At 43.1% G+C, this 25786-nt stretch carries 22 protein-coding genes, 1 pseudogene and 1 riboswitch; of the genes and pseudogenes, 4 read left to right on the top strand and 19 right to left on the bottom strand.

What is annotated here, in order from left to right; all coding sequences use genetic code 11:
• Window positions 1–257: 257 nt before the first annotated feature.
• Window positions 258–548: a hypothetical protein gene (locus tag BM200_RS04940; protein ID WP_091181978.1), complete on the bottom strand. Its 291-nt coding sequence runs from the start codon at window positions 546–548 to the stop codon at window positions 258–260.
• Window positions 549–989: 441 nt separating this feature from the next.
• Between BM200_RS04940 and BM200_RS04945 the strand changes: the two genes are divergently transcribed.
• Window positions 990–2228: an RNA polymerase sigma factor gene (locus BM200_RS04945; protein ID WP_091181981.1), complete on the top strand. Its 1239-nt coding sequence runs from the start codon at window positions 990–992 to the stop codon at window positions 2226–2228.
• A 798-nt stretch (window positions 2229–3026) separates the two neighbouring features.
• Here BM200_RS04945 and BM200_RS04955 read toward each other — a convergent pair.
• The 8 genes and pseudogenes from BM200_RS04955 to BM200_RS30305 form a co-directional block, all read right to left on the bottom strand.
• Window positions 3027–4208 carry an NAD(P)/FAD-dependent oxidoreductase gene (locus BM200_RS04955; RefSeq protein WP_091181985.1) on the bottom strand — a complete coding sequence of 394 codons (1182 nt, stop codon included), beginning with the start codon at window positions 4206–4208 and terminating at the stop codon, window positions 3027–3029.
• Between the two features lie 566 nt (window positions 4209–4774).
• Complete coding sequence (locus BM200_RS04965; RefSeq protein ID WP_091181990.1) at window positions 4775–4969, bottom strand: hypothetical protein; 195 nt, start codon at window positions 4967–4969, stop codon at window positions 4775–4777.
• A 167-nt stretch (window positions 4970–5136) separates the two neighbouring features.
• On the bottom strand, window positions 5137–6438 hold the full coding sequence (locus tag BM200_RS04970) for an aspartate aminotransferase type Ic (protein WP_091181993.1): 1302 nt from the start codon (window positions 6436–6438) through the stop codon (window positions 5137–5139).
• 231 nt (window positions 6439–6669) lie between these two features.
• Window positions 6670–7164 (bottom strand): hypothetical protein, encoded by a 495-nt coding sequence (locus BM200_RS04975; RefSeq protein WP_091181996.1) that lies wholly within the window; start codon window positions 7162–7164, stop codon window positions 6670–6672.
• A gap of 257 nt (window positions 7165–7421) precedes the next feature.
• Window positions 7422–7823, bottom strand: a complete 402-nt coding sequence (locus tag BM200_RS04980) for a hypothetical protein (protein ID WP_139230749.1) — start codon at window positions 7821–7823, stop codon at window positions 7422–7424.
• A 200-nt stretch (window positions 7824–8023) separates the two neighbouring features.
• On the bottom strand, window positions 8024–9034 hold the full coding sequence (locus BM200_RS04985) for a glycosyltransferase (protein ID WP_091182000.1): 1011 nt from the start codon (window positions 9032–9034) through the stop codon (window positions 8024–8026).
• 435 nt (window positions 9035–9469) lie between these two features.
• A complete protein-coding gene (locus tag BM200_RS04990) occupies window positions 9470–9802 on the bottom strand; it encodes a hypothetical protein (protein ID WP_091182003.1) in 333 nt (110 codons plus the stop codon).
• A gap of 55 nt (window positions 9803–9857) precedes the next feature.
• Window positions 9858–10333: pseudogene (locus tag BM200_RS30305) on the bottom strand (ATP-binding cassette domain-containing protein); the annotation flags it as partial.
• A gap of 153 nt (window positions 10334–10486) precedes the next feature.
• On the opposite strand from BM200_RS30305, the gene BM200_RS05000 reads away from it, so the two are divergent.
• Window positions 10487–14113 carry an S-layer homology domain-containing protein gene (locus tag BM200_RS05000; protein WP_091182005.1) on the top strand — a complete coding sequence of 1209 codons (3627 nt, stop codon included), beginning with the start codon at window positions 10487–10489 and terminating at the stop codon, window positions 14111–14113.
• Window positions 14114–14369: 256 nt separating this feature from the next.
• Here BM200_RS05000 and BM200_RS30850 read toward each other — a convergent pair whose 3' ends face one another.
• From BM200_RS30850 to BM200_RS05010, 3 genes are all read right to left on the bottom strand, one after another.
• On the bottom strand, window positions 14370–14522 hold the full coding sequence (locus tag BM200_RS30850; RefSeq protein WP_483869914.1) for a substrate-binding domain-containing protein: 153 nt from the start codon (window positions 14520–14522) through the stop codon (window positions 14370–14372).
• A 65-nt stretch (window positions 14523–14587) separates the two neighbouring features.
• Window positions 14588–14914 carry an NIPSNAP family protein gene (locus tag BM200_RS05005; RefSeq protein ID WP_091182007.1) on the bottom strand — a complete coding sequence of 109 codons (327 nt, stop codon included), beginning with the start codon at window positions 14912–14914 and terminating at the stop codon, window positions 14588–14590.
• A gap of 138 nt (window positions 14915–15052) precedes the next feature.
• A riboswitch (ZMP/ZTP riboswitch) is annotated at window positions 15053–15134 on the bottom strand.
• A 127-nt stretch (window positions 15135–15261) separates the two neighbouring features.
• Window positions 15262–15462 (bottom strand): hypothetical protein, encoded by a 201-nt coding sequence (locus BM200_RS05010; RefSeq protein WP_091182010.1) that lies wholly within the window; start codon window positions 15460–15462, stop codon window positions 15262–15264.
• A 210-nt stretch (window positions 15463–15672) separates the two neighbouring features.
• Here BM200_RS05010 and BM200_RS05015 point away from each other — a divergent pair, with 210 nt between their 5' ends.
• Window positions 15673–16650 carry a tRNA dihydrouridine synthase gene (locus tag BM200_RS05015; protein WP_091182012.1) on the top strand — a complete coding sequence of 326 codons (978 nt, stop codon included), beginning with the start codon at window positions 15673–15675 and terminating at the stop codon, window positions 16648–16650.
• Window positions 16651–16901: 251 nt separating this feature from the next.
• On the opposite strand, the gene msrA is transcribed toward BM200_RS05015, so the two are convergent.
• The 6 genes from msrA to BM200_RS05045 form a co-directional block, all read right to left on the bottom strand.
• Window positions 16902–17858 (bottom strand): peptide-methionine (S)-S-oxide reductase MsrA, encoded by a 957-nt coding sequence (gene msrA / locus BM200_RS05020; protein ID WP_091182015.1) that lies wholly within the window; start codon window positions 17856–17858, stop codon window positions 16902–16904.
• Window positions 17859–18278: 420 nt separating this feature from the next.
• Window positions 18279–18995, bottom strand: coding sequence for a YHYH domain-containing protein (locus BM200_RS05025; RefSeq protein ID WP_091182017.1), 717 nt, complete (start codon window positions 18993–18995; stop codon window positions 18279–18281).
• Window positions 18996–19235: 240 nt separating this feature from the next.
• A complete protein-coding gene (locus BM200_RS05030; RefSeq protein ID WP_091182020.1) occupies window positions 19236–19682 on the bottom strand; it encodes a hypothetical protein in 447 nt (148 codons plus the stop codon).
• Window positions 19683–19943: 261 nt separating this feature from the next.
• A complete protein-coding gene (locus tag BM200_RS05035) occupies window positions 19944–20384 on the bottom strand; it encodes a hypothetical protein (RefSeq protein WP_091182023.1) in 441 nt (146 codons plus the stop codon).
• A 203-nt stretch (window positions 20385–20587) separates the two neighbouring features.
• Window positions 20588–21295 (bottom strand): hypothetical protein, encoded by a 708-nt coding sequence (locus BM200_RS05040; protein ID WP_139230750.1) that lies wholly within the window; start codon window positions 21293–21295, stop codon window positions 20588–20590.
• Between the two features lie 437 nt (window positions 21296–21732).
• Window positions 21733–22821, bottom strand: coding sequence for a LysM peptidoglycan-binding domain-containing protein (locus BM200_RS05045; protein WP_091182027.1), 1089 nt, complete (start codon window positions 22819–22821; stop codon window positions 21733–21735).
• 309 nt (window positions 22822–23130) lie between these two features.
• Here BM200_RS05045 and BM200_RS05050 point away from each other — a divergent pair, with 309 nt between their 5' ends.
• The gene (locus tag BM200_RS05050) at window positions 23131–24240 is read left to right on the top strand and encodes an N-acetylmuramoyl-L-alanine amidase family protein (protein WP_091182029.1); all 1110 of its coding nucleotides are present in this window, start codon (window positions 23131–23133) and stop codon (window positions 24238–24240) included.
• Window positions 24241–25017: 777 nt separating this feature from the next.
• On the opposite strand, the gene BM200_RS05055 is transcribed toward BM200_RS05050, so the two are convergent.
• Window positions 25018–25767 (bottom strand): amino acid ABC transporter ATP-binding protein, encoded by a 750-nt coding sequence (locus BM200_RS05055; protein WP_091182031.1) that lies wholly within the window; start codon window positions 25765–25767, stop codon window positions 25018–25020.
• Between the last annotated feature and the right edge of the window lie 19 nt (window positions 25768–25786).

Genomic DNA, 25786 nt, shown 5'->3' on the forward strand with positions numbered 1-25786 from the left:
ACTTCTTTAAATGTATAAATCTTTTTGTTTGCTTGTCCCTTAATATAATGAACACCATTTTCTGTCCATTCTTGTAATACAGACAGTACCAGCTTGTTAGGAAGTTGCGACGGCTGCTCTACATACTTCCCTTTTATTTGAATTACAATACTATAAATTGGGATAATTATCCACGTTATCCTGCCCTTTAGCTTAATAAAAAGGAACAGCTGCCGCTCTGGCAAACTGCTCCTGAATAGCTGAACTATCGTTCACCGTTAGTTCAATCCAGAACGCTTATTCAGAACTAAAGTCATGCAAGCTATAAACAGAATACCACCAAGGCCTAATAGAATGCCTCCACTCCACTTAATTTGTTCTATAAACCCTTGCAACATGATATTGTACTGGCCTGTATCCATACTGCCCTGCATTTTCTCAATCATATATTCACTCACTTTTTCAGTGCCCCATAAAACAGAGTTATTTAATTGTATATAACCCACGATTATTACGACTATTGAGATAGCTAGTAAAAATTGCACAACGACTTTATTATTTACTTTCAACACTATAACCCCCCATAAAATGGTTATTCTTTCATGCATCCGTGTATACGAGTTTGAGGCTAGAATAGTTGCAGTTGCGCTGCCCTTTAGCTTAACAAAAAAAAGCAACCGGACGTAATGTGCCGGCTGCTGTCGTGTTGCTGAACTAATGTTAACCGATAGCTTAACGATATTTCTCCTTCAAAACCTCACTTGATCCCGCTGCGGCAGTGTACTTCTGAACTATCGTATCCTGTGCACTCACTCCCTAATCTTATTCTTCAAATTCCATGATTAACTCCTGTGACCCTTTCATTGCTTCCGTATTGTCTTTCGCTGGTCTTGTTATCATATATCCGTTTAATGAAGAATGGCGTCATAAAATTTTATTTTTAAAATGATGTGGCTTTTTACCTCCCTCCGGTGTCTAATGAATTGTAAGTTCAGGAGGAGGTACTACTGGTGTCACGAGCTCAAGACAAAAAGAAAATCCCTGTTCTTCCGGAGGAGCAGGAGCACATCCAGCATTTCGAAGCTATTTATAATCAATATCGAGATAGAATTCGAAATTATATTGCAGTAAAGACGAATTCGGCAACTGCCGATGACTTAACGCAACAAGCTTTTTTAAAAGCAATGGAAAACTTTCACTTGTTTAAGTGTAACTCCAGTTTATTTACTTGGCTATTCAAAATCGCGCAAAATATTGTGAAAAACGAGTATCGAACGAGATCACGAAATAAAGAAATGGTGCACGAATTAATCGATTTTCATTCCCGATCGATCTCCCTCGATATTGCTAGAAATGTCGATATCCGTCTTGATATTAGTGCTGCATTAGCCCGATTGAATGAAATAGATCAGCAAATCATATCATTGCGTTTTTTCGTCGACTGCACTTTATTGGAAATTTCCAAAATCATTGGGATGCCTGAAAGCGCAGTTAAGAACAGACTCTACCGTGCCTTAAACAAACTAAAAAGAGAATTAAAAGAATGGGGTGACATTACAATAATGTCTATTAAAGAATTGATATCAATTGTGGATAAAAGCGAGTCTTCCTCCAAGAATGATGGTATGAATAAGGTATACCATGACTTATTTGAAGAGTTGAAAAGCAATGTAGATCGAATTATTACAACCTATCGTCATCGACCTTCTCAGAAAATCGCTATTGAGATCTATCCGGATCTGTCCACTTTTCATCAAGCAATAAACGAACCGAATGCGCCCAATTGGTTTATGGGAACCTATGAAGACAACAAAATTAAAATCGTATCCCCACTCAACCCAGGCCCTGAACATACGTATCAATCGGTACTTCGGCACACTATAAGCTTGTTTACGATGTGGTTAGTGAAGGATATCAATCCGTTGGCACCGAAATGGCTTACACACGGGCTCGGCGGGCATGAAGCCAAACAAATGTCACAAGAATATATCCAGTATAGTACCTCCGAAGCGATTCAAAATAACGCTGTCCCTAGCTTTCAAGCATTAACTAATGATACCTGGGATTTCGAGAAGATAGGGGGATATGGATTCTCGCACTTGATTGTAGAATATCTCATCCATTCATACAGTTTAGATGCGCTCAACAAATTCATACGCGATGCCATGGATTTTCAAGGCGCATTTCAAGTGTCGGAAGATGAGCTGCACGGGATGTGGGTGCAATATTTAGAATCTAGGATATGTTAAATTTTAATACTAGTATTTGACCATAACAAAACCACCTTCGAAAAGGTGGTTTTGTTATGCTCTCCCTTAGCTTAACAGTACACTATACATTGTTCTATCTAGTACAGCCTTATTGATTGAACTATAGTTCCCCGTTAGTTTAATGCCCGAAGCGTGAATATATTGTTATTAGAAGTTTATGCCTTCCTGAGTAACCTTAAAAAATCTTTATTCTAATTTCAATAGTTAAGCTACGTTAATCTAAATCATCTTTGTTCTTTTTAGCACTTCGATTAATGTAATGTGATAGCTAGTATAAAAACAATTATGTAAATAGGATAATCTTCTTTCAAATCATTAAGATTCGTTTGAGCTCTCCTTGAGTTAATTCCATATGCAATTAGAGCTAATAACCAAATCACAATTACGAAAGCTGTAATACTATTAATGAGTTTTTTGTATTTCTGAAAATATTTAATTTGTAGTAATGTAATATTTGTAGCTACAATAATTACAAAAAATATCATTTCCATTCTTTATCGTCCTTTAGCATAGATTTCTGATAACAACTTATTTGCGAATTTCGTAAATTCTCCACAATTGAAGTATTCGCGAATTGATTAAGCTATCCTGCCCGTTAACGTAATAAAGCTGCCGGTTGCATGCCAGCAGCTTTATTCGTTTGGCTATTCAACTATCGTACTGAGGGAGTTTAGTAAGTGGGAGACCCATATTTATATTGATCGTATAGTTCCTCCATTCGCCGTCACACCTTTTCCGGGCTGTTAGAAAAATTGCAATCTTGGTCTCTTTGTTCTATCAGAGCATACTGGCGCTATCCCATGCCAGCTTCTTGGCTTTCCACGCAAGCTTTCCCGTGATGATAAAATTAAGTCCCCATTTGCGTGCCCAAACTAATCCGCGATTTTCCCCGAGGCCGATGGCGAAGACATCCATCATGGATTTGTGAACAGGCGCAGGACGGTCCTCCAGGTCGGCCAGCACGATTTTCCCGAGTCGAAGCGCCTGCATTCCACCTTCTTTGCACGTCATCTGATCCGCCTTGCCGGTACTCGAATCGACGATTCTCGTACAGTCGCCAATGCTATACACGCCCTGCGCCCCTTGAACGCGATAACATTGATCCACTTGTACTTGACCTTCGGGAGTAATCGGCAAGCCCATACCGCGAAGGGCCGGGTTCGGAATTAGTCCAATTGTCCACGTACATAAGCCGACCGCCAGACTATTGCCATTATTCAACGTCACCAATCCCGATTCCTCCCGCATCGCCTTGCAATCGTGATGTACGGTCACGCCGCATTCGCCGAGTGCTTGCTCGAGCTTCCGTCCGATTTTCTCCGGCCCTTCCGGAAACAGCCGCTTCCGCGCATTCAGCAAATAGACCGATACGTCGGACGGGATCAGCCCCAGCGCCAACGCTTCCTCCCGCATGGCGAGCGCCAGCTCGGCGGACGCCTCCATGCCGCTGATGCCCGCTCCCGCAACCGCGATGGTCATCAGTCGCTTACGCTCTTCGGGATTCGTCTCGCCGGCAGCCTTCCGCAGATTGTCACGCCACCGCTCCCGAATTTCTGCCGCGGCTTGCGGGTCGGTCAAGGCGATACCGCCTTGATCGGGGTTCGGCCGCCGAACGATGCTGCCGACCGCTACGACTAACAGGTCATAATGAATTTCGGAATCCTTTCCTTGCGCATCCGTATATCGAATCCGACGTTCCCCATTTTCCACGGACGTAACCGTGCCTTGCACAAATTCGACCCCTTCTGAACAATAACGAGTCCAGGGAACCACTATCTCCTCCCCACTCGCTGCCGGCCGAAACATCATCACTTTGCGCACATGGCCGTGTTGCTTGTCGATCAGAACGAACCGAAGCCGCCGTCCATTCACCATGCCCTTGGTTGTTCCCTGTATAGCTTTGAGGGCTCCAAGCCCTGTGTGGCCGCCTCCGATGATTACGCATGTCAAGTCGTTCATGTTTCCTCAGCTCCCTTTTCGTTTTGCACATATAACGATGGAGGGCTCTGATTTGTGACATCGGAAACGAACAATTGAGAAAACTTGCATGGGCCCGTTTAATCAGCCGTTCTTTCGTGCTAGTTTGTTGAGTAATCTGTCCGTTAGCTATGCAAGCAGAGCATGCTCTTTGGGAACTTAACGCCGCCCTCAGTCTACAACTTTATTTTTCATTTTTTCTTTTTGTTCAATTGTATTCTTACGAACTTATCAAGGTAGTCACTAATGGAGTCATAATGTTTGATACTAAACTTATAAATTACAGTTTCTTCATCCTCGTATTCCTTATATAGATAAACAGGATATGCCATCAAATACCTCCCACCAAACAGGTAATGCTTATATTCTGCATACTTGGCAGTCTCCATAATCTATTCCCCTTTAATCGGAGCAAGAAATCGTTCGTAGTGATCAATATTTCCATAATATCATGTTAAACAGCCATTTGTTCAGAAAAAGCCGCCGATCATAGATGCCGGCGGCCATAACCCTTTATTACGCTAAAGTTTTCCGATAGCTTAATGCCTTCACTCATTTTCATAATTATCAATTTGCACAATTTCCTTAACATCACAATAAGAAATGTACACAGGTTGTCTTCCTATATCAATCCAAAGTGAATATAATTCAGATCCTAGCCGTTTTATATCCGTAAGTTCACCAGCTAACTTCGTTCCATTCAAAAAAATGATCCTGTTGTGTTTACCTAGTTCCAAATCCACGAATACCACTCCTAGATTACGAAACGAAAGCTGAACTAAAGTTCCTACGTTAGTTCAACGCCGCGACACGAACTAATATATAACGTTCACTGTCCAGAACTCATTTTTCATCCTAATGCTTTATTATCCCATAACACGAGAAGCTCAGGAGTCGGGAACTCGACTACTTATCTAATACTGCCACCCAGAATCTTCTTGATACTTATTAATTGAACACATACGCATAACACGTTAATTGCTAATTTGAGTTCATGAATTGAGGGGAAAGTAGGAGCAATTCGAATATTCCGATCTCTCGGGTCTTTTCCGTAAGGATATGTAGCTCCTGCGTTCGTTAATGTGACCCCAATTTGGGCGGCCATATTTACAACTTCTTTTGCACAACCGTCCAACGTGTTAAGACTAATGAAATAGCCTCCATTGGGTTTACTCCACACGGCAATATTTTTTCCGCCTAAATCCACTTCAAGATGATGCAAAACCAAATCAAATTTAGGTTTAATAATAGCAGCTTGCTTTTTCATATGAACATTCAAATTATCCAGACTTTGCAAAAAACGAACGTGCCGAAGTTGGTTAATCTTATCCGGACCAATGGTTTGAATTCCAAGTTGTTTTTTTATTGAATTCACATTTTCTTCGCTGGTTGCCAACATCGCAACGCCTGAGCCAGGAAACGTAATTTTGGAAGTAGAACTAAACATATAAACGCGGTTAGGATATCCAGCAGTTTTGCAAGCTGCAAGGATATTTTTTAACTGATCTGGCGTATCGGTTAGATGGTGAACTGTATATGCATCATCCCAAAATATGCGAAAATCCCTTGCTTTTGTCTTCATGCAGGAGAGCCTATCAACTATCTCATCAGAGTATGTGGTTCCATCAGGGTTGCTATACTTGGGAACGCACCAAATACCTTTAATGGAATCGTCTTCTCTTACAAGCATTTCAATGGTATCCATATCCGGGCCATCGTGATTCATGTCTATGGTTATCATCTCAATATTTAAAAGTTCGCATATCGCAAAATGCCTGTCATAGCCGGGACTTGGGCAAAGAAATTTAACTTTCGGGAGTTTCCCCCATGGCATTTCACCTTTTCTGACTCCGAATAGCATCGCTCTGGATAGAGTATCGAACATCATATTCAGACTGGAATTTCCACCGAGAATGATTTCTTTTGTACTCACTCCAAGTATCTGAGCAAATAATTCCTTCGCTTCGAGTATCCCGTCAACTCCTCCATAATTGCGACAGTCCGCACCATCTATAGCTATTATTTGTTCATCAGATTTCAATATATCAAGCATTTCCATGGAAAGCTCAAGCTGTTCAGGACAAGGTTTCCCTCTGGACATATCCAATTTCAGATTCTGACTCTTGAACTCATTGTATTTTTCCTGTAACTCTTGATAAAGATCCTTTAGTTGATCTGTACCTAATTTTAAAAAATCGGTTCCAAATTCCATTTCCCCACTCTCCCACACATGCGTTTTGCAAATTATACCATATTTATGCAAGATAACTGCCCTTTACTTCAACAAAAGCTGCAGCGGATCCTCCGATCTACTGCAGCTTTTTTGATTAAGCTAATGTTTCCCGTTAGTTTAATCCCTGAATGTCTCACGAAATTGGTTTGCCCATTATTCATTAAACATTGTTTCTGTTTACTTAACGATTATGACAATTCACAATATTAATCAAAAGAATTTCGATATTCTATCATTGGCAATGCTTTCGTCCAGTATTCGCTGTCCATCTTTTCCAAACACTTGTATGGGCCCGGGCTTCTTACTCACAATCATGAATGAAAAGACCTTATTCGCATCGAGATGCAAGGTTTCAGGTTGCTCATCGTCAATTTGTATATTACGGACATGGTTGATGTTGTAAATCCCATGCAGCAACAGACTTTTTTCTAACGTTAGAAAATAATAATGAACAGGATCGGAACTAACTGATATCAAATCTTGCCCCTCAAAGTCGTATGCCCCTCTTACATACCAGCCTAATAAGCCCTTTTTAATATATAAACAATAAATTTTCATAGTATTATCAATCTTGAAAGAAACAGCTTCTCGGTTTTTAATCAATAACTTGTCAGTTCCAGCTATCTCTTGAAAACGTTTAACTTGTTGATTGTTATCTTTGTTTTTCGTAATAAGTGAGTGTATAGCAAGCTGATCTTCCTTCATTTGAATGTGCCCTACTCTCTTAATTATGAATCAATAAATATGAATCCTTAATCCCCAATATTCGCCAAAGATCTCAACTACAAGACGGTCGTGACTAGATTCGTTCTCATCGAACTTCCAAGGACAAGCCCAACATTATACTAACACATATTGGGACTAAACTGCCCTTTGGTGAGAAAAAGGCAGCTCATCATGTGAGAGCTGCCGTAGATCTTTACTGAGCTAATGTGTCCCGTTAGCTGAATGAACTTTGCAGGTCACTTATCTTTTATTCGATCTACTAATACTTGGACATGATTCTCTAACTCTTGACTATTTATTGCATCGATCTCTTTATCACCAACAAAAATGCTTAGATATTTCCAAAAAACTATTAATTGATTAGATTCGTTTAGAAACACAAAATCCATCCAACCATCAGCAACTGGCTCATTATTAGAATTAAAGATCATAATGCCTGAAAACCTGTCTAATGAACCATCTAAATATGTTAGATCTTCTCCCTCAATACAACTGTCAGACCAATCAAAACGTAGTTCACCTGTAAATTTATGATAATGCATTAAGTCATTAATTAGCTGCTCTTCAACGAAACCTTGAAGTTGCTTTCCCATACTAATAGACATGCCCATATCATAATAATTGGGTTTTACAGCCAACTTCCCCCTTAAAGCAAATATCTCTTAGAACGCTTTATTTACGAGTTTTACTCACTGGAGTATTCGCTAAGAGATTAAACTATCCTGCCCTTTACTTCAACAAAAAAACGCAGCCGAACGTAATATGCCGGCTGCTTTCATGTTGCTGAACTATCGTTCTCCGTTAGTTTCGCTTTTCCGATTTATCAATAACAACGCCTCTATCTTAATCCTAGAAGCTTGGCCTTTCGCCGGTTCCACAACGTATTTTTCCTAATTTTGTACAAGTTGTTGTCGAGAACCTTTTGGTACAGCTTCAGAACCGAGTCCGTCAAGATAATATCGGAGTAGCGTGTTCTGACATAACGCCGGAGCTTTCGGGCCGCAGGCAGTCTCTTGCGGTTCTTGACCTTCTCCGCCATGTCTGAGGTCGTACGGCACAGTAGCTGCGGCATGCCCCGAAGCACCTCAGCGACGCCGCCTTTCCGGAAGCCGAGCACGGGCGTGCCACTCGCCATCGATTCGACGAGGACTAGACCGAAAGGTTCATCCCACGTCGAGGTGAACAGGACGAAGCTGGCGTTGGCGAGCAATTGGCGTTTGCGGTCACCGCCGACAACGCCGACATAGCGGATGTTTTTGCCCAGATGCGGCTTGATTTTGGAGTTGTAATATTTCTTGTCGTTCAGCGTCCCGGCGATGATGAGCTGCTTTCCCGTTTCCTTTGCGACCTTGATGGCCAGGTGAACGCCCTTTTTCTTGATCAGTCTCCCCAGGAAGAGCATGTAGTTCTGCTTGGTGGTCCTGAACGTGTAATCGTCCATGCGAATGCCGTTGTGGACGGCATAGCCTCTTCGTTTCCCGTATTTGCGCAGGATGAATTTGCTGACATAGACCGGAATCTGAATACGGCTATCGCTTCCTTGGGAATGTGACTGGCCGATGGTGGGAATCGGCGGATTCGCCTTGGCGACGATGCCGTAATGATCATGTATGATGTCCACGTTGGGCGGGAGGTTTTTAATGATGAAGTCGAGCTGTTCTTTTCGATCGTTTGATTCGTATTCGAACGTTCGGGTCGCGTTCGAGCTCGACCCTTTCTTGGCGAACAGAAACACCTCGTGTCCCCTTTTGACCAATTCTTCCGTCAAATAATGAACCTCACGCTGCGTGCCCCCGTAATCCTTAGGCGGGACAGGAATCGTATTCGTCGAGATTAGAGCAATTCTCAAATATCCCTCAGCTCCTTAGGTAAGTGTATTCCATAGGCATTCTTTGTAGGATATGAACAGACTCCAGAGCAGGGCACGGCTAGTTCATCAATTTGGTGGTATGCTAAAACTGGCCTTACAAAAGGATCATTAACGTAAACGACTGCTTCCCTGTCTTATTATGCTAAAGTTTCCCGATAGCGTAATAACCTGACTTATAATCTATGGTACGGGTCACCATAATGTATCTAAGCACAAAGTAAAGTTTAACCATAACGTTTACATCAGTATATAAAGACGAAACCACTCCTGAGTATGGAGTGGTTTCTTTGGATAGAACTTTTCTTTTATTGAAACCTTTACGTCATGACAATAGTTGGTCTATATATTTCAATTTGAATTGGTCAGGCAATTGATTATAAATATGTAATGGTATTCCACACTCACTCTTTAATGCTATGTCTTGACCATGTCTTGACCACCTTGAAATTTGTCAAGAAACTCCCAGTACGCAATAAATATATCATCTTCGTGTATAAACTCCATCCACCCATCAGCAATTAGTTCGTCATTAGCATTAAAAACCATAATATTAGAGAAATTCTCTACCGCACCATCTAAGTATTTGGTTAAATGCCCTTCTATACAACAATCAGACCAATCGAATCTATATTCACTTTGAATAATTCCATAAAATTTTAAGTCCTCAGATAATTGCCTTACTACTTCCGACTTCAATTTTTCACCCATACAGTCAGCAAAACTTAAGTTTTTAGAATCTGGCTTCACTTGATTTCCCCCCTAATAAATAAACTCGTGCTTAACTATTATCAAGTTGAATTGCAATAAATTCTTTAAATTTTTGTATACTCATTTTTCGAATCGTCTTATCGTCAATGATTAAAACATAATCCATACCAGTTGCCACAGAATAGAAATCATGAGAATCGCATCTTTATAGTCTTCAATGGCTTTCTCCAGTGCTATTTGTGTATAGGTGTCTAAATGACTTGTCGGTTCATTAAGAAGCAATACGTTTGCTTAACTGGCAGAAATTTTAGTCAATTGAAGCATATTTTTTCTCCGCCAGATAAAGATTCTATCTTTTGATTAACAATTTCTCCTTCAACCTTCAAAGCAATACTTTGAAATATATGATCTAATCTCTTCATAAGTTTTAAACCCAGCATCGATGAATTCTTCTAGTATTGTATTAGAATCTTTTAGCATTTCGCCTTGAATCTGAGATAAATAAGCCACTTTAACATCAGCATTTATTTGAATTGAATCATAATTATTGTTAAAGATTTCTCGGAGCAAGCGTTTCCATAGATTCTATATTTTGACAGGTTGAAAACCTGGTAAATATACAACATCATATAGTAGGGCGTTTGTCAAATTGACAATGTGTCCGAATACGATGCGGGTAAGCCGTGGGCGCACCGGATCGAAAAATAAGGAGGATTTTCATTTATGTCAAAACGATTTGGCAGAATGCTCGCGTTCCTCTGTTGCTTGGTAATGGTGGCGTCGCTAATGCCTTCCAGCTTTGCCGCCGCCACTGACAACATCGAGTACGCAGAAGCACTTGATGGCGACCTCAGTTCTACAACTCTTACAACCTTGCAGTCGAATGAAACGCCGACCGCCATTTTCGGAACTCCCGAGCTCGGGTCAGACGACCCACTGTGGGCCAAGACAATGGAGCATCTCATCAACAAAAGTACCGTGCCCGGCGACCCCAGACCCCATGCCACGGGCTCAGCCAGAATCCTGTGGGACCACGACTACCTGTATGCCCGCGTAGTTGTGGAGGACAGCAATCTATATCAGGGAGCCGGCGGAGATTACCAGTACGACAGCCTGGAGTTTTATGTCGGCAACGGATCCGGAGGCTCAAACCAATGGCGTGTCAGCGCGACGGGCGTGTTTTCAGGGCAGTCCGCTCCTGGCAGAGCTGCGTGGACCCAGATCACGGATACAGGATATATCGTGGAGATGAGAATACCCAAAGGAACCTTGACCTTACAGGAAGGCAAGCTTACCTTTGAGGTCTATATCAATAACTCGACGGATAAGGGCGGTGATCGCTATGAAGTCGTTTCCTCTTTCGGAGTTCCGGACGCGGGTTATTCCAGCGATGCTTCATTTAGAGACAGCCTTCAGCTCTCTTCAGCCAATGAAGTGGACACCAGATTCTCAATCACCGCCACGGCGGGACCGGGCGGTACAATAACGCCGAACCCACCCGGCGATGTTCTGAGACTAGCTAAGGGCTCAAGCAAAGAATTTACGTTTACCCCCAATCACGGCAAAATTGTGGATACCGTAACGGTAGACGGCAAGGCCGTGACTCTATCTGCTGCTGGCACTTATACCTTTCTAAATGTTGCGGCTGACCATACCATTCACGTGACATTCAAAAACGATCCGGACGCGAAGCAGCTTCCCTTTATCGTATGGAATGACAACTTTGCCCGCGGTGAGTACACGACGGCTGTCATCATTGACTTAGGCGATGGGAAGGCGGCGTTAGGCTCCGAGCTTAATCCGAGCTTGTTTACCGTCTCGGCTAGGAACACGACCCTGAACGGCGACTCGGTGACCTTTGAAGGGACGCGCAAGATCACAAGGGTATACGCCAACGCCGAACCAAAGGTACGCGGCTATCTGGGGACGGTAAGCCATTCAACGGATTATCAGGAAGGACTGGCAAGCGGCCGATACATCGTAGTTGAGTTTGAGTTTTATTCAGAGAGCGGCGGCAATATAACGCTGGATGGCAACAGTAACTCGACAAAGCAGGTTTACAACATCGTCCAGAACGACAAGATCGCACTGACAGATGGGAGTTCGCTTCGCAACGTGGTTTTTGAACAGGACAAAGTTGTGAATCCGATCCTTGACAAGTTTACAACACCTACGGGCGACTCGGTCAATCGCGCGCTCTACCTTCACAAGGATGAAAACGGTAAAGTGGTGCAACGATTGCCGCTGTATGTCTATACTCACGGCAGGTCACGCGGCGGCACAAACGCAGAAACAGACCCAAAAGCGGCCATGAAATCCGCCAACGGCTCGGTCGCTCTAATGAAAAAAATGGAACAAAATCCAGAAAAATACGCCAGCCATATACTGAATATTTCCTATAATGGCACATCTACTCCCTCTACAGCCAATGTTAAGAAGGTTATAGACGACCTGGTTGCCAGCGGCGCAGTAGACCCTAACCGTATTTACGCGGCGGGCTTCTCGTGGGGCGGTCTGTATACGAACAGCTTAGTTAACGAATACCCCGGCTTCTTCGCGGCCGCCGCACCTATGTCTCCGGTAAACGGATCACCGAACGCGAGCACCAACGACGCTCACGCCAAACTGGCCTATTGGATGTTTATCAATGCTAATAACGTTGGAATATACCAGACTAACCTCGCTACCTTCATAAACACCAATATGCCGAAAATGACTAATGCGAGAGCTTCCCGCTTTGAGAGCAATGAGGCTCTTACATGGCCCTATAATCAATTTGATCAGCCGAATCAGAGGCCGAATCCGGCCAACACACCTGCCCTGCCTGATTATATAGCGCACGAGGTTGAAGCTGCGGTTCTTTACAACCAGATAACGATGGGGACTTGGAGCATAGCTCCCACGGCGCAGTCCTCTAACTTGCCGGCTTGGAAAAATGACTACACCGACGTCTTTGATTGGATGTTCGCGCAGAGAAAAACGGACGGGCCCGGTGCTCCGGGCGACTTCAAGGCAACGGCGGGCGACGGTCAGGTCAACTTGAGCTGGACTGCTCCGGCTGATGACGGTGGCAGCGCGATATCGGGTTACAAGGTCTGGTACGGCAGCGTGACGCCAGTCACACTGGGTGCGGCGGAGACCAAATATACCTTCACTGGCCTGACAAACGACCAAGCCTACACCTTCAGGATCGTTGCGGTAAGTGCGAAGGGCGACGGCGCGGAGGTCAGTGTAACGGCTACGCCGACGAAGACGACGACTCCCACTGTGCCCAATCCTTCTGGTGGCAACAGCGGCAATACGGGCACCGGGACAAACGCTGGATTGTCGAAGCCGAACTACACAGTGATTACATCTAAGGATAAGCCCGCGGTCACAGACAAAAACGGCAACACCACCCTTCCCGGCGGCGGCGAGATTGCGACCAAGGGTGGGACGAAGATTAAGGTACCCGAAGGCACAACCATAGACTCAAACGATAAGGTGACCATTCCGGCGGGCAAGAGCGCCGAAGCGGCACTACCCGGCAGCAGCAGCACAGTGACCATTCCGGGCGGATCGACGATAGAAAGCGACGGTACGGTCACCGTGGGCGGCGGGGACGCGCATGTGAACCTGCCGAACGGCAACCAGGTGGATATCCACGGCGGCTCGAAGATACAGAGCGGCGGCGCGATTGTGGTAGGATCGGGCGGCGCGAGTGTCGGCTTACACGACGGCATGTCGCTGAACATCCATGAGGGTACGGAGCTTGTATTCGATGACGACACCCCGCTGGGCTTCCTCGTGATGTCGGGCAATCCACTCAGAGATGTCAACAAGCACGACTGGTTCTACAGTTACGTAAACTTCGCCTACACATACGGTCTTTTCAGCGGTACGACGTCCACGATTTTCTCACCGGGCACCCCAATGACGCGCGCGATGTTCGTGCAGGTACTTGCCAACCTTGAGAACGTAAACCGCTCCGGCTACACGAGTTCCCGCTTTAGCGACGTGACGGACGGGCAGTGGTACACGGCTGCAGTCGAGTGGGCGGCCGAAAGCGGAATAGTCAACGGTATAAACGCAGACCGGTTTGACCCCAATTCACCGATGACGCGCGAGCAGATGCTGGTGATACTGTACAACTACATGAAGTACAAGGGCTATGAGGTACCTGAAATCCAATCTAAGTCCTTCGCGGACGAGAGTAAGATCAGCTCATCGGCGTTGGAGGCCGTTCAGGCGCTGCGGGATATCGGCATTGTATTAGGCAAGCCGGACAACCTCTTTGACCCCAAAGCCACCGCCACCCGCGCCGAAGTAGCCACTATCTTTGTAAGGTTCGTCGAATATCTGGCTAAGTAAAAGCGTAAACAGAATAATGCGGACCCTTCCGGCTGGACAATATCCAACCGGAAGGGTCTCCTTTTATTTTACAAAGAAAATCTCCGATCTGATGCTGCTAACCACACGACAGTAGCATAGGGCTTTGGTCTATGCCTGCTTCATTATCACTTGGGTGCCGCTGTCGATGCACGCGCTATCAATGACGGTCTGTATAATAATCCTCATTTCCCGGACTATCGGTTTGAATCATATTCAACAAAAACTCGGCGGCTCTTTAGCCGAGTATTTGCATTGGATACTTCACGGAAGTCAGCGGAACCTCGCAGGTCGCGGCGAGACTGCTGTCATCGATTTCAACGAGCGAAAGGTCTTTCGGTACGTATGCTTCGAGTAATAAATCGATTAGACTGCTTAAAAAAAGAAACAGCGGTAGCCTTGGACTCTATAAGTCCAAAACTGCCGCTGTTTATTGAACTAAGTCTCCCGTTTAGTTCAATTTCCCAATCTGAAAAATTCAGCTTGATTCATAAAATATTCATCAATTTTTTCGACTATGAGCCCTCCGTTTTCTTCGGAGTTGCGTTTTACTTGAATCCATTCGATGTCTTTCTTAAACTGCTCCCATAGCCTTTGACGCTGCGCCATATCCTTAAATTCCATCACATAATATAGTTTATTTTGGCCTGTTGCATCTATCCAGAAATTCACGACCTTCATTCCCAGTCTTGTGAAAATTCTAAACGTATGCTCCTTAAATCTGTCTTGAATGGCATCCATTCGACCTTCGTAAATCGTATAGATTCGCAACTCGTATAGCATGTTATTTCCTCCCTGAATGAATCTGATTGGTAATCCAGCACACATCTATTTCGACTTATAAAATCAGATCGAGCGCATTCTCTCTTGACCATCATGCTTACCTCCTAAAACACACAGAGGTAAGGGATACCTCTCCCTTACCTCTGCCCAGGCGTAACGGCATATGACAATATGTGCTCCCTCGTGGGTCTCCACGTTTACGCCAGTCACACATACCAAATATTTACTGTAATTATAGTTAGAATATTCACTGAAGTAAAGATGTTATTTTCTTGCTTTCGGAGGATTTTCTTGAACTTGTTTATATAAAGTATCAATTTGTTCGGAAACTTTTGTCCACTATTGTGTTACATCATCATACTTTGGTCTAATACTTGAATATAGGCATCGTATTCTGGTTTCTTTTCCATCGACTTACCGAGTTGTTGTAGCATCAAATCAATATCTATCGTCTGCCCCGTTGAATCAGTCCCATAGCTTGCATAATAGCCGACGTTAACAAATCCATCATTCCATATTTCCCCTACTACAAAGTTGTTTATATCCATTAATGTTGATTCTACTGTTGGCTTTTGAACTGACTTAGCTGAATTATCGAGTTCTATTCCCGCATCTTCGAATGCTTGCTCTACCCTTTTCCTTCAGAATCTCCTCACCGTTTTTGTTGCTTTAGTGAAAAAAAATGATACTATGTATGATGGGTAAAGGACTTTACAATAGCCTAATTATTTTAAATGCTGAAAAAGAAGGAGATTTATATGAGTAACGAAAATTTTTGGCTTGATTTACCAAAGCCATTTTTTATATTAGCTCCAATGGAAGATGTCACAGATGTTGTATTTCGTCACGTCGTTAGTACAGCTGCAAAACCCGACGTATTTTTCACAGAATTCACAAGTACAGATAGTTATTGTAACCCTGTAGGAATAGAAAGTACTCGTGGTCGGTTAACGTTCACAGAAGATGAGCAACCGATCGTCGCTCATCTTTGGGGCAATAAGCCAGCATTGTTTGAGCAGATGAGTATTGATATGAAAAAGCTTGGTTTTCGTGGTATCGATATAAACATGGGATGCCCTGTACAAAACGTCGCTTCCAATGGAAAAGGTGCCGGATTAATACGACATCCTGAAGTTGCGGCAGAAATTATTCAAGCAGCCAAAGCAGGTGGATTACCAGTTAGTGTTAAAACAAGATTGGGTTACTCTGAGGTTGATGAGTGGCGCGGTTGGTTAACACATATATTGAAACAAGACATTGCAAATCTTTCTATTCATCTTCGTACAAAAAAAGAAATGAGTAAAGTAGATGCGCACTGGGAACTAATCCCTGAAATAAAAAAATTACGCGATGAAATTTCTCCAAACACGCTATTAACGATTAATGGAGATATTCCTGACCGCGCAACAGGATTGAAATTAGTGGAACAATACGGCGTTGATGGTGTCATGATTGGCCGCGGTATCTTCACCAATCCATTTGCTTTTGAAAAAGAACCTAAAGAACATAGTGCGAAGGACTATCTTCATTTACTTCTTTTACAGTTGGATCTTCACGATAAATATTCAACAGAAATTTTGCCACGTTCATTTAAACCGCTTCTTCGCTTTTTCAAAATCTATGTTCGTGGATTTAGAGGCGCAAACGAACTAAGAATTCAATTAATGGAAACCAAATCAACTGATGAAGTTCGTCGTTTAGTGAATGCTGTTTTAGATCAAGAACTTGATCGTTAGCATCCCCTTCCAGAATCCAAATATTTAGATTTTACGCCGAATAGTTTACAAAATTAATACGAGTTCATCAAAAAAAATGAGATACCTTTCAAAAGTTCAATGAACTCTTGAAAGGTATCTCATTTTTACACTATGTGGTCCAATATTGTCTGACTAAGAGAAACCGGAATGCCTTACCGCGTTGCCCTCATCGCCTGAGTCAACTACGATTTATTCTTCAATGGTCGTTTCGCGTACTTGTTTAATGTTGTTTATGCAAAAAAGGGCATATAGCGGCCGTAGCCTTCCGTCTCCAATTGTTCTACCGGAATAAAGCGTAAAGAAGCGGAATTGATGCGGTATTGAGGCTGGTTACGATCTTGGACTAAGTGACCCAAATGCGATTTGGATATTCGACTGCAAAGCGCCGTTCGTACCTGACCTTTGCTTAGATCGGATTCTTTCCGAATCCAACCCTCTTCGATTGGCTTTGAGAAGGTCGGCCAGCCTGTTCCAGCATTGTACTTGTCCCTGGAGCTGAACAACGGATCGCCGTTTATGACATCAACATAAAGCCCCTCACGTTCGTTATTCCAATATGTGTTCTGAAACGCAGGTTCTGTCTCCCTATTCTGTGTAACGTTATATTGCAGTTCCGTTAACTGCTGACGCAGTTGATCCTTGTCTTTCTTCGTATTCCAACTTCGTTCGAAGAACTCTTTTCGTCCGCTGCCGTCATGATACAAATTGTAGGATCTTCGGTGCGTATTGTAATAATCCTGATGCTCATCCTCTGCAGGATAGAATCGCATCGCGGGTAAGATCTCGGTCAAAATAGGCTTCTTGAATCGTTTGCTCTTCTGTAACGCTTGCTTGGAGGATTCTGCCTTCTTGCGCTGTTCCTCATTATGCACAAATATCGCAGTTCGGTATGATGAGCCACGGTCCCCGAATTGTCCGCCACGATCGGTGGGATCAATTAGCTCCCAATAGATGTCAAGGAGTCGCTCATAAGGAAACAACTCCGGCTGAAAAGTAATTTGAACAGCTTCGACATGACCTGTCGTTTCCGTACCGACTTCTTCGTAGGTCGGATTAATGGTATGGCCACCTGTATAACCGGAAACGACCGAATCAATCCCGGGAAGTTTGTCGAACGGCTGCACCATGCACCAGAAACAGCCTCCTGCAAATGTAGCGATCTCTGTCCTCTGATTTGAGTTATCCATCACTTATACACCACCAATGTAGATTATCCAAGATTTAGTCATTTTGCCTAGGAGTCACTTCATGGTTCTGATCCCAACAAAGCAGTGACTCATGCTCATACCACCATTTCTGCCGTTCTTATTAGTGACATTGTATGTTCTGTCGGGAATGAGATCAAGTTCTTGACAATTTCGGAAATGGGATAAAGTTCTTGTCTCCCGACAGATGACAATTATCTCATTCCCCACCAGATTTCTGTCCATTAATTTTATTAGCAGCGGGCCGATCCAACGCTTCACCAAAGAATCTGTTCAAATAGATGACAACCTATTTCCTCGATCGGAATTTAAATTTTACATCAAAAAAGCCATCCTTCATTAAGTGGATGGCTTCCTAAACATTTCAGCAATATAATGGCCTAGCCTCATTTTAATGGTTGATCATTTTGTAATGTATACCGAGTAGTTGTCAATTGATTGAATTTTTCCTTTTGCCCATATTATCGATGCCCGTAAAGGAAGATAATAGTTGCCATCCACTTTGACTGCGTTAAACCCAGTGTACTCTCCATCATTATATATCTTTCTACTTTCAGCATAGATCTTTAGTGTATTGGTTTTATTACTTAATGTTACATTGTTTGAATCATCAATTCCCAACGAATATCCGAATGCTTGCTTAAGATCTCTTATATAAATGTAGCTTGAATTATTGATACTGATGAAATTTTGTAGCAGGCTTAGATATCTATCATTAACATATAAGCTTAAATTTAGTTCTGTATAAACTGATCCACTTTCTGTATAACGATTGCAATCCCATTCACGGTCATAGTAAATAAAATATTCATCACTCGAGCGATATACATCTCTAATCTTTTTACAATAGGAATACGGAGCGTACTCATTATTAATAATTTTCACTTTTGTAACTGTATTATTCGAAGAGCTACTACTAGAACTGGAATCACTGGAACTGCTCGAACTGCCACCATTATGATAATGGTACCCCGAACACAAACCTTTTGCTTTTGATTTTGCAGAACAGTTATGTCCCCCGCTGCTGTCTGTACGGCCAGAGTGCGAAAATGCTGCGGCTGGTAGTATTAATGTGAAAAGAAAAGCTAAAATGATTGTGATGGAAATTGACTTTCTCATACTCTTCTCCCCTTTATCTATAATAGAAAATACTACCAGATAAAGAATTCGTTGCATAGAACGAAAATAAATTTCCTATTGTATCGTACTATAGAAAAAGCCGCTATTTATGCGACTTTCAGTGGTACTCTGTATGTTCTTATCGTATTTCCGCGATGCATTTATAGGCATTTACAAAGACAAATAGATAATACTGTGCAATAAAAAAGAGCCCAATTATGGGCGCTTTTTTATAACATGTTATAACGTAATTGAAATAAGGTCACGATCCAGAACGATGTTACCATCTTGCGGTACATTTTCAGCTACACCGAAATGGTTAACAATAACATTTGAAGTAGCTGAAAGGATGACAACTACTTCATAGTGATCATTGACACCAGCGAGATTTGTATTGAAAAATCTAAGGGAATTGGCTGGTATGGTAACGGTGTTGTTACCAATTCTTACTGGTGAATTGGTATCCCAATTAAAGACCATAACGGTTGCGGTTATCGGTGAAGATCTCCGATTCATGACTTCGGTATGGGCAAATGTTGTACTCGGATTTTTTTTGAGAACACCTGTGCTTCTAACAGTACCCGAAGTGGTGTTTTTCACCCGAACTTGCTTTTTTAACTGAGTGTTCAATTTTTTCTTCATCGCGCTGGTCTTTACTACTCTCTTAGCTGATGTTTTATTTTTCACTATATCATCTCCTATATTGGGGAATAATATAGTATATATAAAATTGATAGATTTGTTTGTGCGGTATTACTAGTAGATAAGCACTTTTAATAGAATTGAAAAACGTACTTTCCATTTTACATGAGTGGATATCAATACATACTATATTAATAGACAGTATGGTCCGAATACGACGGCAGCCATGGACCGTTAACGTAAACAAAGCTGCCGATAGTATACCGACAGCTTCATTCAGCTTGGTAATTCAACTATAGTTTCCCGTTAATCATGATTGACTAATTTATTTTGTAGCTTTGCAATTCCTTTTGCAAGTTCATTTCTATTTTTCCGATTTTTAATCCAATCAGGTAATCTGCTTGCCAAACTCTGATTCTGATTTGGGATCCTTTCTCGCAATGAGGCGTTAATATAACCATCTAGCAAACCTAAATGCTCTTTATTATACGCCCAAAGCAATTCGCCGCAGCAATTTGTTCGTAACCAAACATTTAACCCCATAAAAGTTCCATTTCCCCAGGAACCTACATTGGGATGACTTAATATACCACATCGTTTGCACTGGAGAAGATATCCGAACTCCCCCTCGTTTCTTCTTATACCTTTGGCACTTTTTAAACAATGAGGACATTCTATAAGGATGTCGTATTTAAACAAGAAGTCGTAAATGCTTTCTCCTGTATCATCAAACCTAGAAACTGTCATTCTAGTTCCTCCAAAAGTAATCGCTTAATTCTGATGCCATTTTACTTACTTGTATTATTCTAGAAACCATTTAACTATCCTGCCCTTAGCATAATAAAATAGAGCAGCTGCCGTTGTGGCAAACTGCTCCTGGATGGCTGAATTATTGTTCTCCGTTAGGTTAATGGATAATCTAACATTCCCGCGGCAATTATTTTTAAATGTTACTTAGTTTTCTTAATCTCTCCTTGCTCGGGCGTCAATTCATAAAGTTTCGTTCCTTTTTTGTCATATGCGATCATACGAGTTTTCGATACTGGAGATTGACCGTCATCGGAAGAACGTTTGATCGCCCGGGCCACTTGATATACGCCGTCAATCAAGTAAGCATTTTGCTCGTATCTGTCATGCCAGATGACATTGACATGGGCGACGCGAGAGTCGTGAACCTGACCGATGTAGTAGTAATGTCGATAAGCGCCGAAAGTCGACATGCCCCACTTGAAATCGATTTGGAACGAGAACGATTCACTGTAGGCTTCGTTATAAACGGTAATAGATTGGATATCGGCCGGGACATCTTTGAAATCATAAATGCCTCTCGCTCTAAAAATATTCGTAGAACTTCCACCACCACTGGATTGCAAGATGGTTCCTTTGTCTGTCTTCACTTGAATCCGGTTAGGTAACTTTGAATTCGGTCCGAACGCTTTCCCTGACATATAAACAAGAAGTTCTTTCTGGTTATATACAACTCTGTCCAAACGAACTGAAGTGCCGAAGTACGGCTGAAATTTCGCATCTGCATCGAAATAGATACCTTCGCGTTTCGCTTTATGGATATCTTTGTTAAATTGGTACATGTCCGAAAACGGGTTAATGATCAAAATAGAATAACCGATCAGTAAGATCAGCAGCGCCCACTCGATCACGCGTAAAACCTTTGTCGCTTTTTTTAGCAAATTCTTTTGCGACGTGACTCTCCCCCTTCAACCCCCTTGAAATTGGTAATCTCTATTTAGACGTTCTAAAAGTCACAATGTTTCTCCGCTATCCTGCCCTTTTACTTCAATAAAAAAGCAACCGATGACGTGCCGGCAGCTGTCGTGTTAATTTGAACAATCGTGACCCCCAATTCATCTTCCCTGCCCTGAAGCTGTGTTTTAATTGAGTTTCAACTAACTGTTTCCCGTTAGTTCGATAGAGAACTCACAGAATAACAATTTATCCGTCATTAAGACAGCGACGAACTTAGAAAATTCCCCTCGCACGTGATTACATCAAATTGGAGGGGCTGAATGGCTCCTTTCTCAATCTGCTCGTCAGAGGCTCCGCTATGCGGATCCTTTATCTACCAGGTTTCGATGACCTAAGCTTTTGGGATTTTCAGCACCGTGCCAGCTTTCACATCATCAATATTTGCAATATGATTGTAATCCGCGATGAACATCACATATTTATCGGAGCCGTAATAGATTTTGGAGATGCTGTAGAGCGTCTCACCACTCTTTACGGTATGATCGGATGTCTCGTAATCGGGTAAAGATTCTACTGCCCCATTTTCTTCATCAGGCTTGTAGTTTTTCAGGGAAGGAATGATGAGGTGGGTGCCTGCTTTCAAGCCTACATTTTTATCAAGCTTGTTTTCTTTCGAGATATAATCCACATATTCCGCCGATTTGTAGAACATTCTAGAAATTCCTGACAGCGTATCGCCTGCTTGGATCATATAGGTAGCGGGCAAATGTATTTTCGAATAGTCTTTGGTTCCTTGCTGGCTGCCATCTATCGAGCCGGTTGTTGATGACAAGGCCGGGATCTTAAGCGTATCTCCGGCTTTCATATCATTAATAAACAAGATATGGTTATGCTTTGCAAGCAGCGCATAATGCTCCTTAGATTGATAGAACTTCTCGGATATCAATCTTAGCGTATCGCCTTTTTGGACCACATAGGTGGTTGGTAGCTTCACCGTTTTAGCAGGGGCTTCCGTTGATTTATTGCCATAATCCTTATTTTCTTGCATAGGTTTTTCTGTCTGTGCAGGCTTAGGCGTCTTCGTCGAATTTTCGCTTTCTGTGACCGGTGTGTTGGATGCAGGAGGAGCGGGTTCTTCTGTCACATCATCGTAATCCTCTGAAGGCTCTTGTTCCTCTTCACTGTCAACGGTTCCGGCGGGGATGGGGTCATCTGCTAAAAGTTCGTTTCCGCCATTCCCATTATTAACGGAATCCGATTCAGATGGCTCGCCAATTCTGTTCTGCCCATTGGCTTGCTCGGCATCCCCGGCAGCTAGCGGAAGTTTAGAATCAACTTTATTCGTATATTTGCCGTACAAAACTCCGCAAATGCCAACAAGGATGATGACTATCGCCAGATAGATGATGATATTTGCTTGTTTTAAAGATGCCAGGCTGCCTTTGGAATGTTTGCTGCTGCGTGTGGTTCTCTTATTCAAAACGTAATCTTCTCCTTTGTTCCTCAATTTAAACCTATTCTATCGGACTTATTGAATTCTGTGGAATGGGCCTAAATAGCCAATTCATTCTCAACGAGCACTGCTAGAATTGATTAATTCATGTCCTAATGACTATGTTCATTATGATTAACGATTTACGCATAGCGTGGTGCAAATAGCCTGCTTTATGTATACCAATTGATCAGTAATCCTATTTAGAAAATCTAGTTCTTTGGTGGCGCAACGAATCTAGTAATTTCAGGTATAATAGTAGACCTATGAATCCTAAGAATATTAAAGGAGACTTATATGAAAAAGATTGTATACCTGACAATTTTGATCTGTGGGTTAATTAGTATTTCCGGTTATATACCAAACCGGGCGGAAGCAAGCGGTAGTTATACGGCAAAGGTATATACCGACTCATTGAATGTCCGCAGCGAGCCGTCGCGTGAATCGTTGATCGTAGGCGGTTTGAAGAATGGCGAGATTGTCACCGTTTCAGCTGAAGAGTATGGCTGGCTGCGCATCAAGTCGGACCGCGTCTCCGGTTGGGCGGCAGGACATTATATGAAGAAAGTCGATGGCAATGTCGTTATAGCATCGGCGACAGTTCAAGATGACGGCATGCAGAAGAGCTCTGCAGCCGCCCGAGCGACTGTGCTGGCCGATAGGCTTCGGGTCAGAGCAGGCGCCGGATTAGACCATGAAATTCTGGGATATCTAACAAAGGGTGAGGCTGTTACGATAATAGACAACCGGGAAGGATGGGTTCGGGTCCAAACTCCGGATAAGCTACTCGGCTGGGTATCGGATCGTTACATCGCGAAGGGCGAAACACAAACGGCGGCGGTTTCATCGGGAAAATCGAAGAGCCTTAAGGGGAGAGTAATCGTAATCGACCCCGGTCACGGCGGAGACGATCCCGGAACGATAGGAACTACATATGAAACGATTGAGGAAAAGCTTAATTTGAGCACTTCCTTCTACCTAGAGGCTGAGCTTCGCAGCCGCGGAGCGCGTGTCCTCATGACAAGAACGAAGAATGAGGAGAAGCCCCAGCTTTCCGACAGAGTCAAAATAAGCGAATCCGCCGGTGCGGACGCATTCGTCAGCATCCATTATAATTCTTCGGAGAAAAATACGTCCGGCATACTTACCTTCTATTATTCGAATACGAAAGATCAGCCATTGGCCCGCGCGATAGAAAACAGGCTTGCGGACGGCATCGGCTTGAAGAGCAATGGGATTTCATACGGCAATCTTCACGTTTTACGGGAAAATGATACGGTATCCGCACTCATAGAGCTCGGCTTCTTGTCCAACGCAAAAGATGAATCCATCGTCCGCGGCTCCGACTACCAGAGAAAAGCAGCCAAAGCAATTGCGAATGGACTGGAGGATTACTTCAGCAGGTAACTGAGTGGTTCGTGTACTCTACCGCTTCGTTCCTGCAGCGTTGGTTTATTTTCTGCTTATGTATTTACAGTAATCATACCACTTCGTTATTCCCCCTTGATGGCTAAGGGGGATTTTTTATGGAGCCTTGTCATTCCTGCCATCTTGTTATAGCATTACTCTACAAATCGGATTGAAGCCGATTAAAGGCAGGGAGGCGAAACGATACAATGTCTGAACCGGTTGAAATTTACAGTAAACTGCCCTTTAGATTAATAAATCGTGCGATATTAAAGTGTCAGCTCCCACTTTGTGAATACCAATTGATCTTGCATAGTTTCGATTAAGATGAAAAACAAAAAAAGATGATGTCCAGTTGTCTTCATCGTTGAAAATAGTAATGACATGATTGCTTCTATTAGCTTACGGCTAGAATCATGTTTATAGTGTCCATTTGCAAATCACTCTCCATTTGGCTATAATGAATCGTAAGGCGGAGGGGATTAACCCTCCTTTGTAAATCACTTTCTACGGCTGGACTTCGAGCGCTTCCGACGCTTGGAGTCCTTTTTCTTTGCTTGTCCTTCCAGTAGTGCTTTCTTTAGATTCAGCGCGGCAACCGCTAGCTGGATCAAAGAAGTAACAAACTGAAAAATTCAGTAAATCAGTTCTGTCGGGAATGGGACAATGTTGTTGTCATTATGATTTGATAACAACATTATCTCATAAAATAAAAAAGCCGCAGTTTATGCGACTTCCGTTGTATAGATGATCTTGTCGTCCGACAGGCTTACATTTTCATTTCTCTTCCATCAACAACGAGAGAAACTGCCGGGTACGCGCTTCACGGGGCTGACTGAAAATCTGCTCTGGCAGCCCCTCTTCCACAATGACGCCTTCATCGAGCAGAATAATACGGTCCGCCACTTCGCGGGCGAACTTCATCTCGTGAGTAACAATTATCATCGTTCGCCCCTCTTCTGCCAATTCCCGGATAACTTTCAATACCTCGCGCACGAGCTCTGGATCGAGCGCTGACGTTGGCTCGTCGAAAAGAAGCAGCTCTGGGTCAATTGACATCGCCCGAGCAATGCCTACCCGCTGTTGCTGCCCACCCGAAAGTTGATGCGGGTACGCATCAATCCGGTCGGCTAATCCGACCTTCGCAAGCAATTGTAACGCCTTTGTTCGTGCTTCGTTCTTTGGTCTGCGCCGTACCGTAATTTGCCCCTCCATCACGTTCTGAAGCGCAGTGAAATGTGGGAATAAATGATAGGCTTGAAACACCATGCCTGACTGGCGGCGCATCGCAAGCACATCTGCCTTTCGTGGCTTCGAGTTCGGCCGGAACTCCAGCCGAACCTTCCCGATTGTGATTGTGCCCGATGTAGGAATCTCCAGCACATTTAAACATCGCAACAATGTTGATTTGCCAGATCCTGACGGTCCGATTAAAACAAGCACCTGTCCCTGTTCCAGCGTCAAATTGATACCGCGAAGTACAGAAGTATCGCCGAATGATTTGGCTAATTCGCGGACTTCGATCATTTGGGTTTAACCTCCTAAA

The sequence above is a fragment of the Paenibacillus catalpae genome (assembly GCF_900112695.1).
Taxonomy (GTDB): domain Bacteria; phylum Bacillota; class Bacilli; order Paenibacillales; family Paenibacillaceae; genus Pristimantibacillus; species Pristimantibacillus catalpae.

Excerpts from the sequence above, each read along its gene's own strand:
- BM200_RS04955 (WP_091181985.1), bottom strand. The coding sequence starts at position 4,208 with ATGAACGACTTGACATGCGTAATCATCGGAGGCGGCCACACAGGGCTT.
- BM200_RS04970 (WP_091181993.1), bottom strand. The coding sequence starts at position 6,438 with ATGGAATTTGGAACCGATTTTTTAAAATTAGGTACAGATCAACTAAAG.
- BM200_RS04975 (WP_091181996.1), bottom strand. The coding sequence starts at position 7,164 with ATGAAGGAAGATCAGCTTGCTATACACTCACTTATTACGAAAAACAAA.
- BM200_RS05000 (WP_091182005.1), top strand. The coding sequence starts at position 10,487 with ATGTCAAAACGATTTGGCAGAATGCTCGCGTTCCTCTGTTGCTTGGTA.
- BM200_RS05005 (WP_091182007.1), bottom strand. The coding sequence starts at position 14,914 with ATGCTATACGAGTTGCGAATCTATACGATTTACGAAGGTCGAATGGAT.
- BM200_RS05010 (WP_091182010.1), bottom strand. The coding sequence starts at position 15,462 with ATGGATATAAACAACTTTGTAGTAGGGGAAATATGGAATGATGGATTT.
- BM200_RS05015 (WP_091182012.1), top strand. The coding sequence starts at position 15,673 with ATGAGTAACGAAAATTTTTGGCTTGATTTACCAAAGCCATTTTTTATA.
- msrA (WP_091182015.1), bottom strand. The coding sequence starts at position 17,858 with ATGGATAACTCAAATCAGAGGACAGAGATCGCTACATTTGCAGGAGGC.
- BM200_RS05025 (WP_091182017.1), bottom strand. The coding sequence starts at position 18,995 with ATGAGAAAGTCAATTTCCATCACAATCATTTTAGCTTTTCTTTTCACA.
- BM200_RS05035 (WP_091182023.1), bottom strand. The coding sequence starts at position 20,384 with ATGACAGTTTCTAGGTTTGATGATACAGGAGAAAGCATTTACGACTTC.
- BM200_RS05050 (WP_091182029.1), top strand. The coding sequence starts at position 23,131 with ATGAAAAAGATTGTATACCTGACAATTTTGATCTGTGGGTTAATTAGT.
- BM200_RS05055 (WP_091182031.1), bottom strand. The coding sequence starts at position 25,767 with ATGATCGAAGTCCGCGAATTAGCCAAATCATTCGGCGATACTTCTGTA.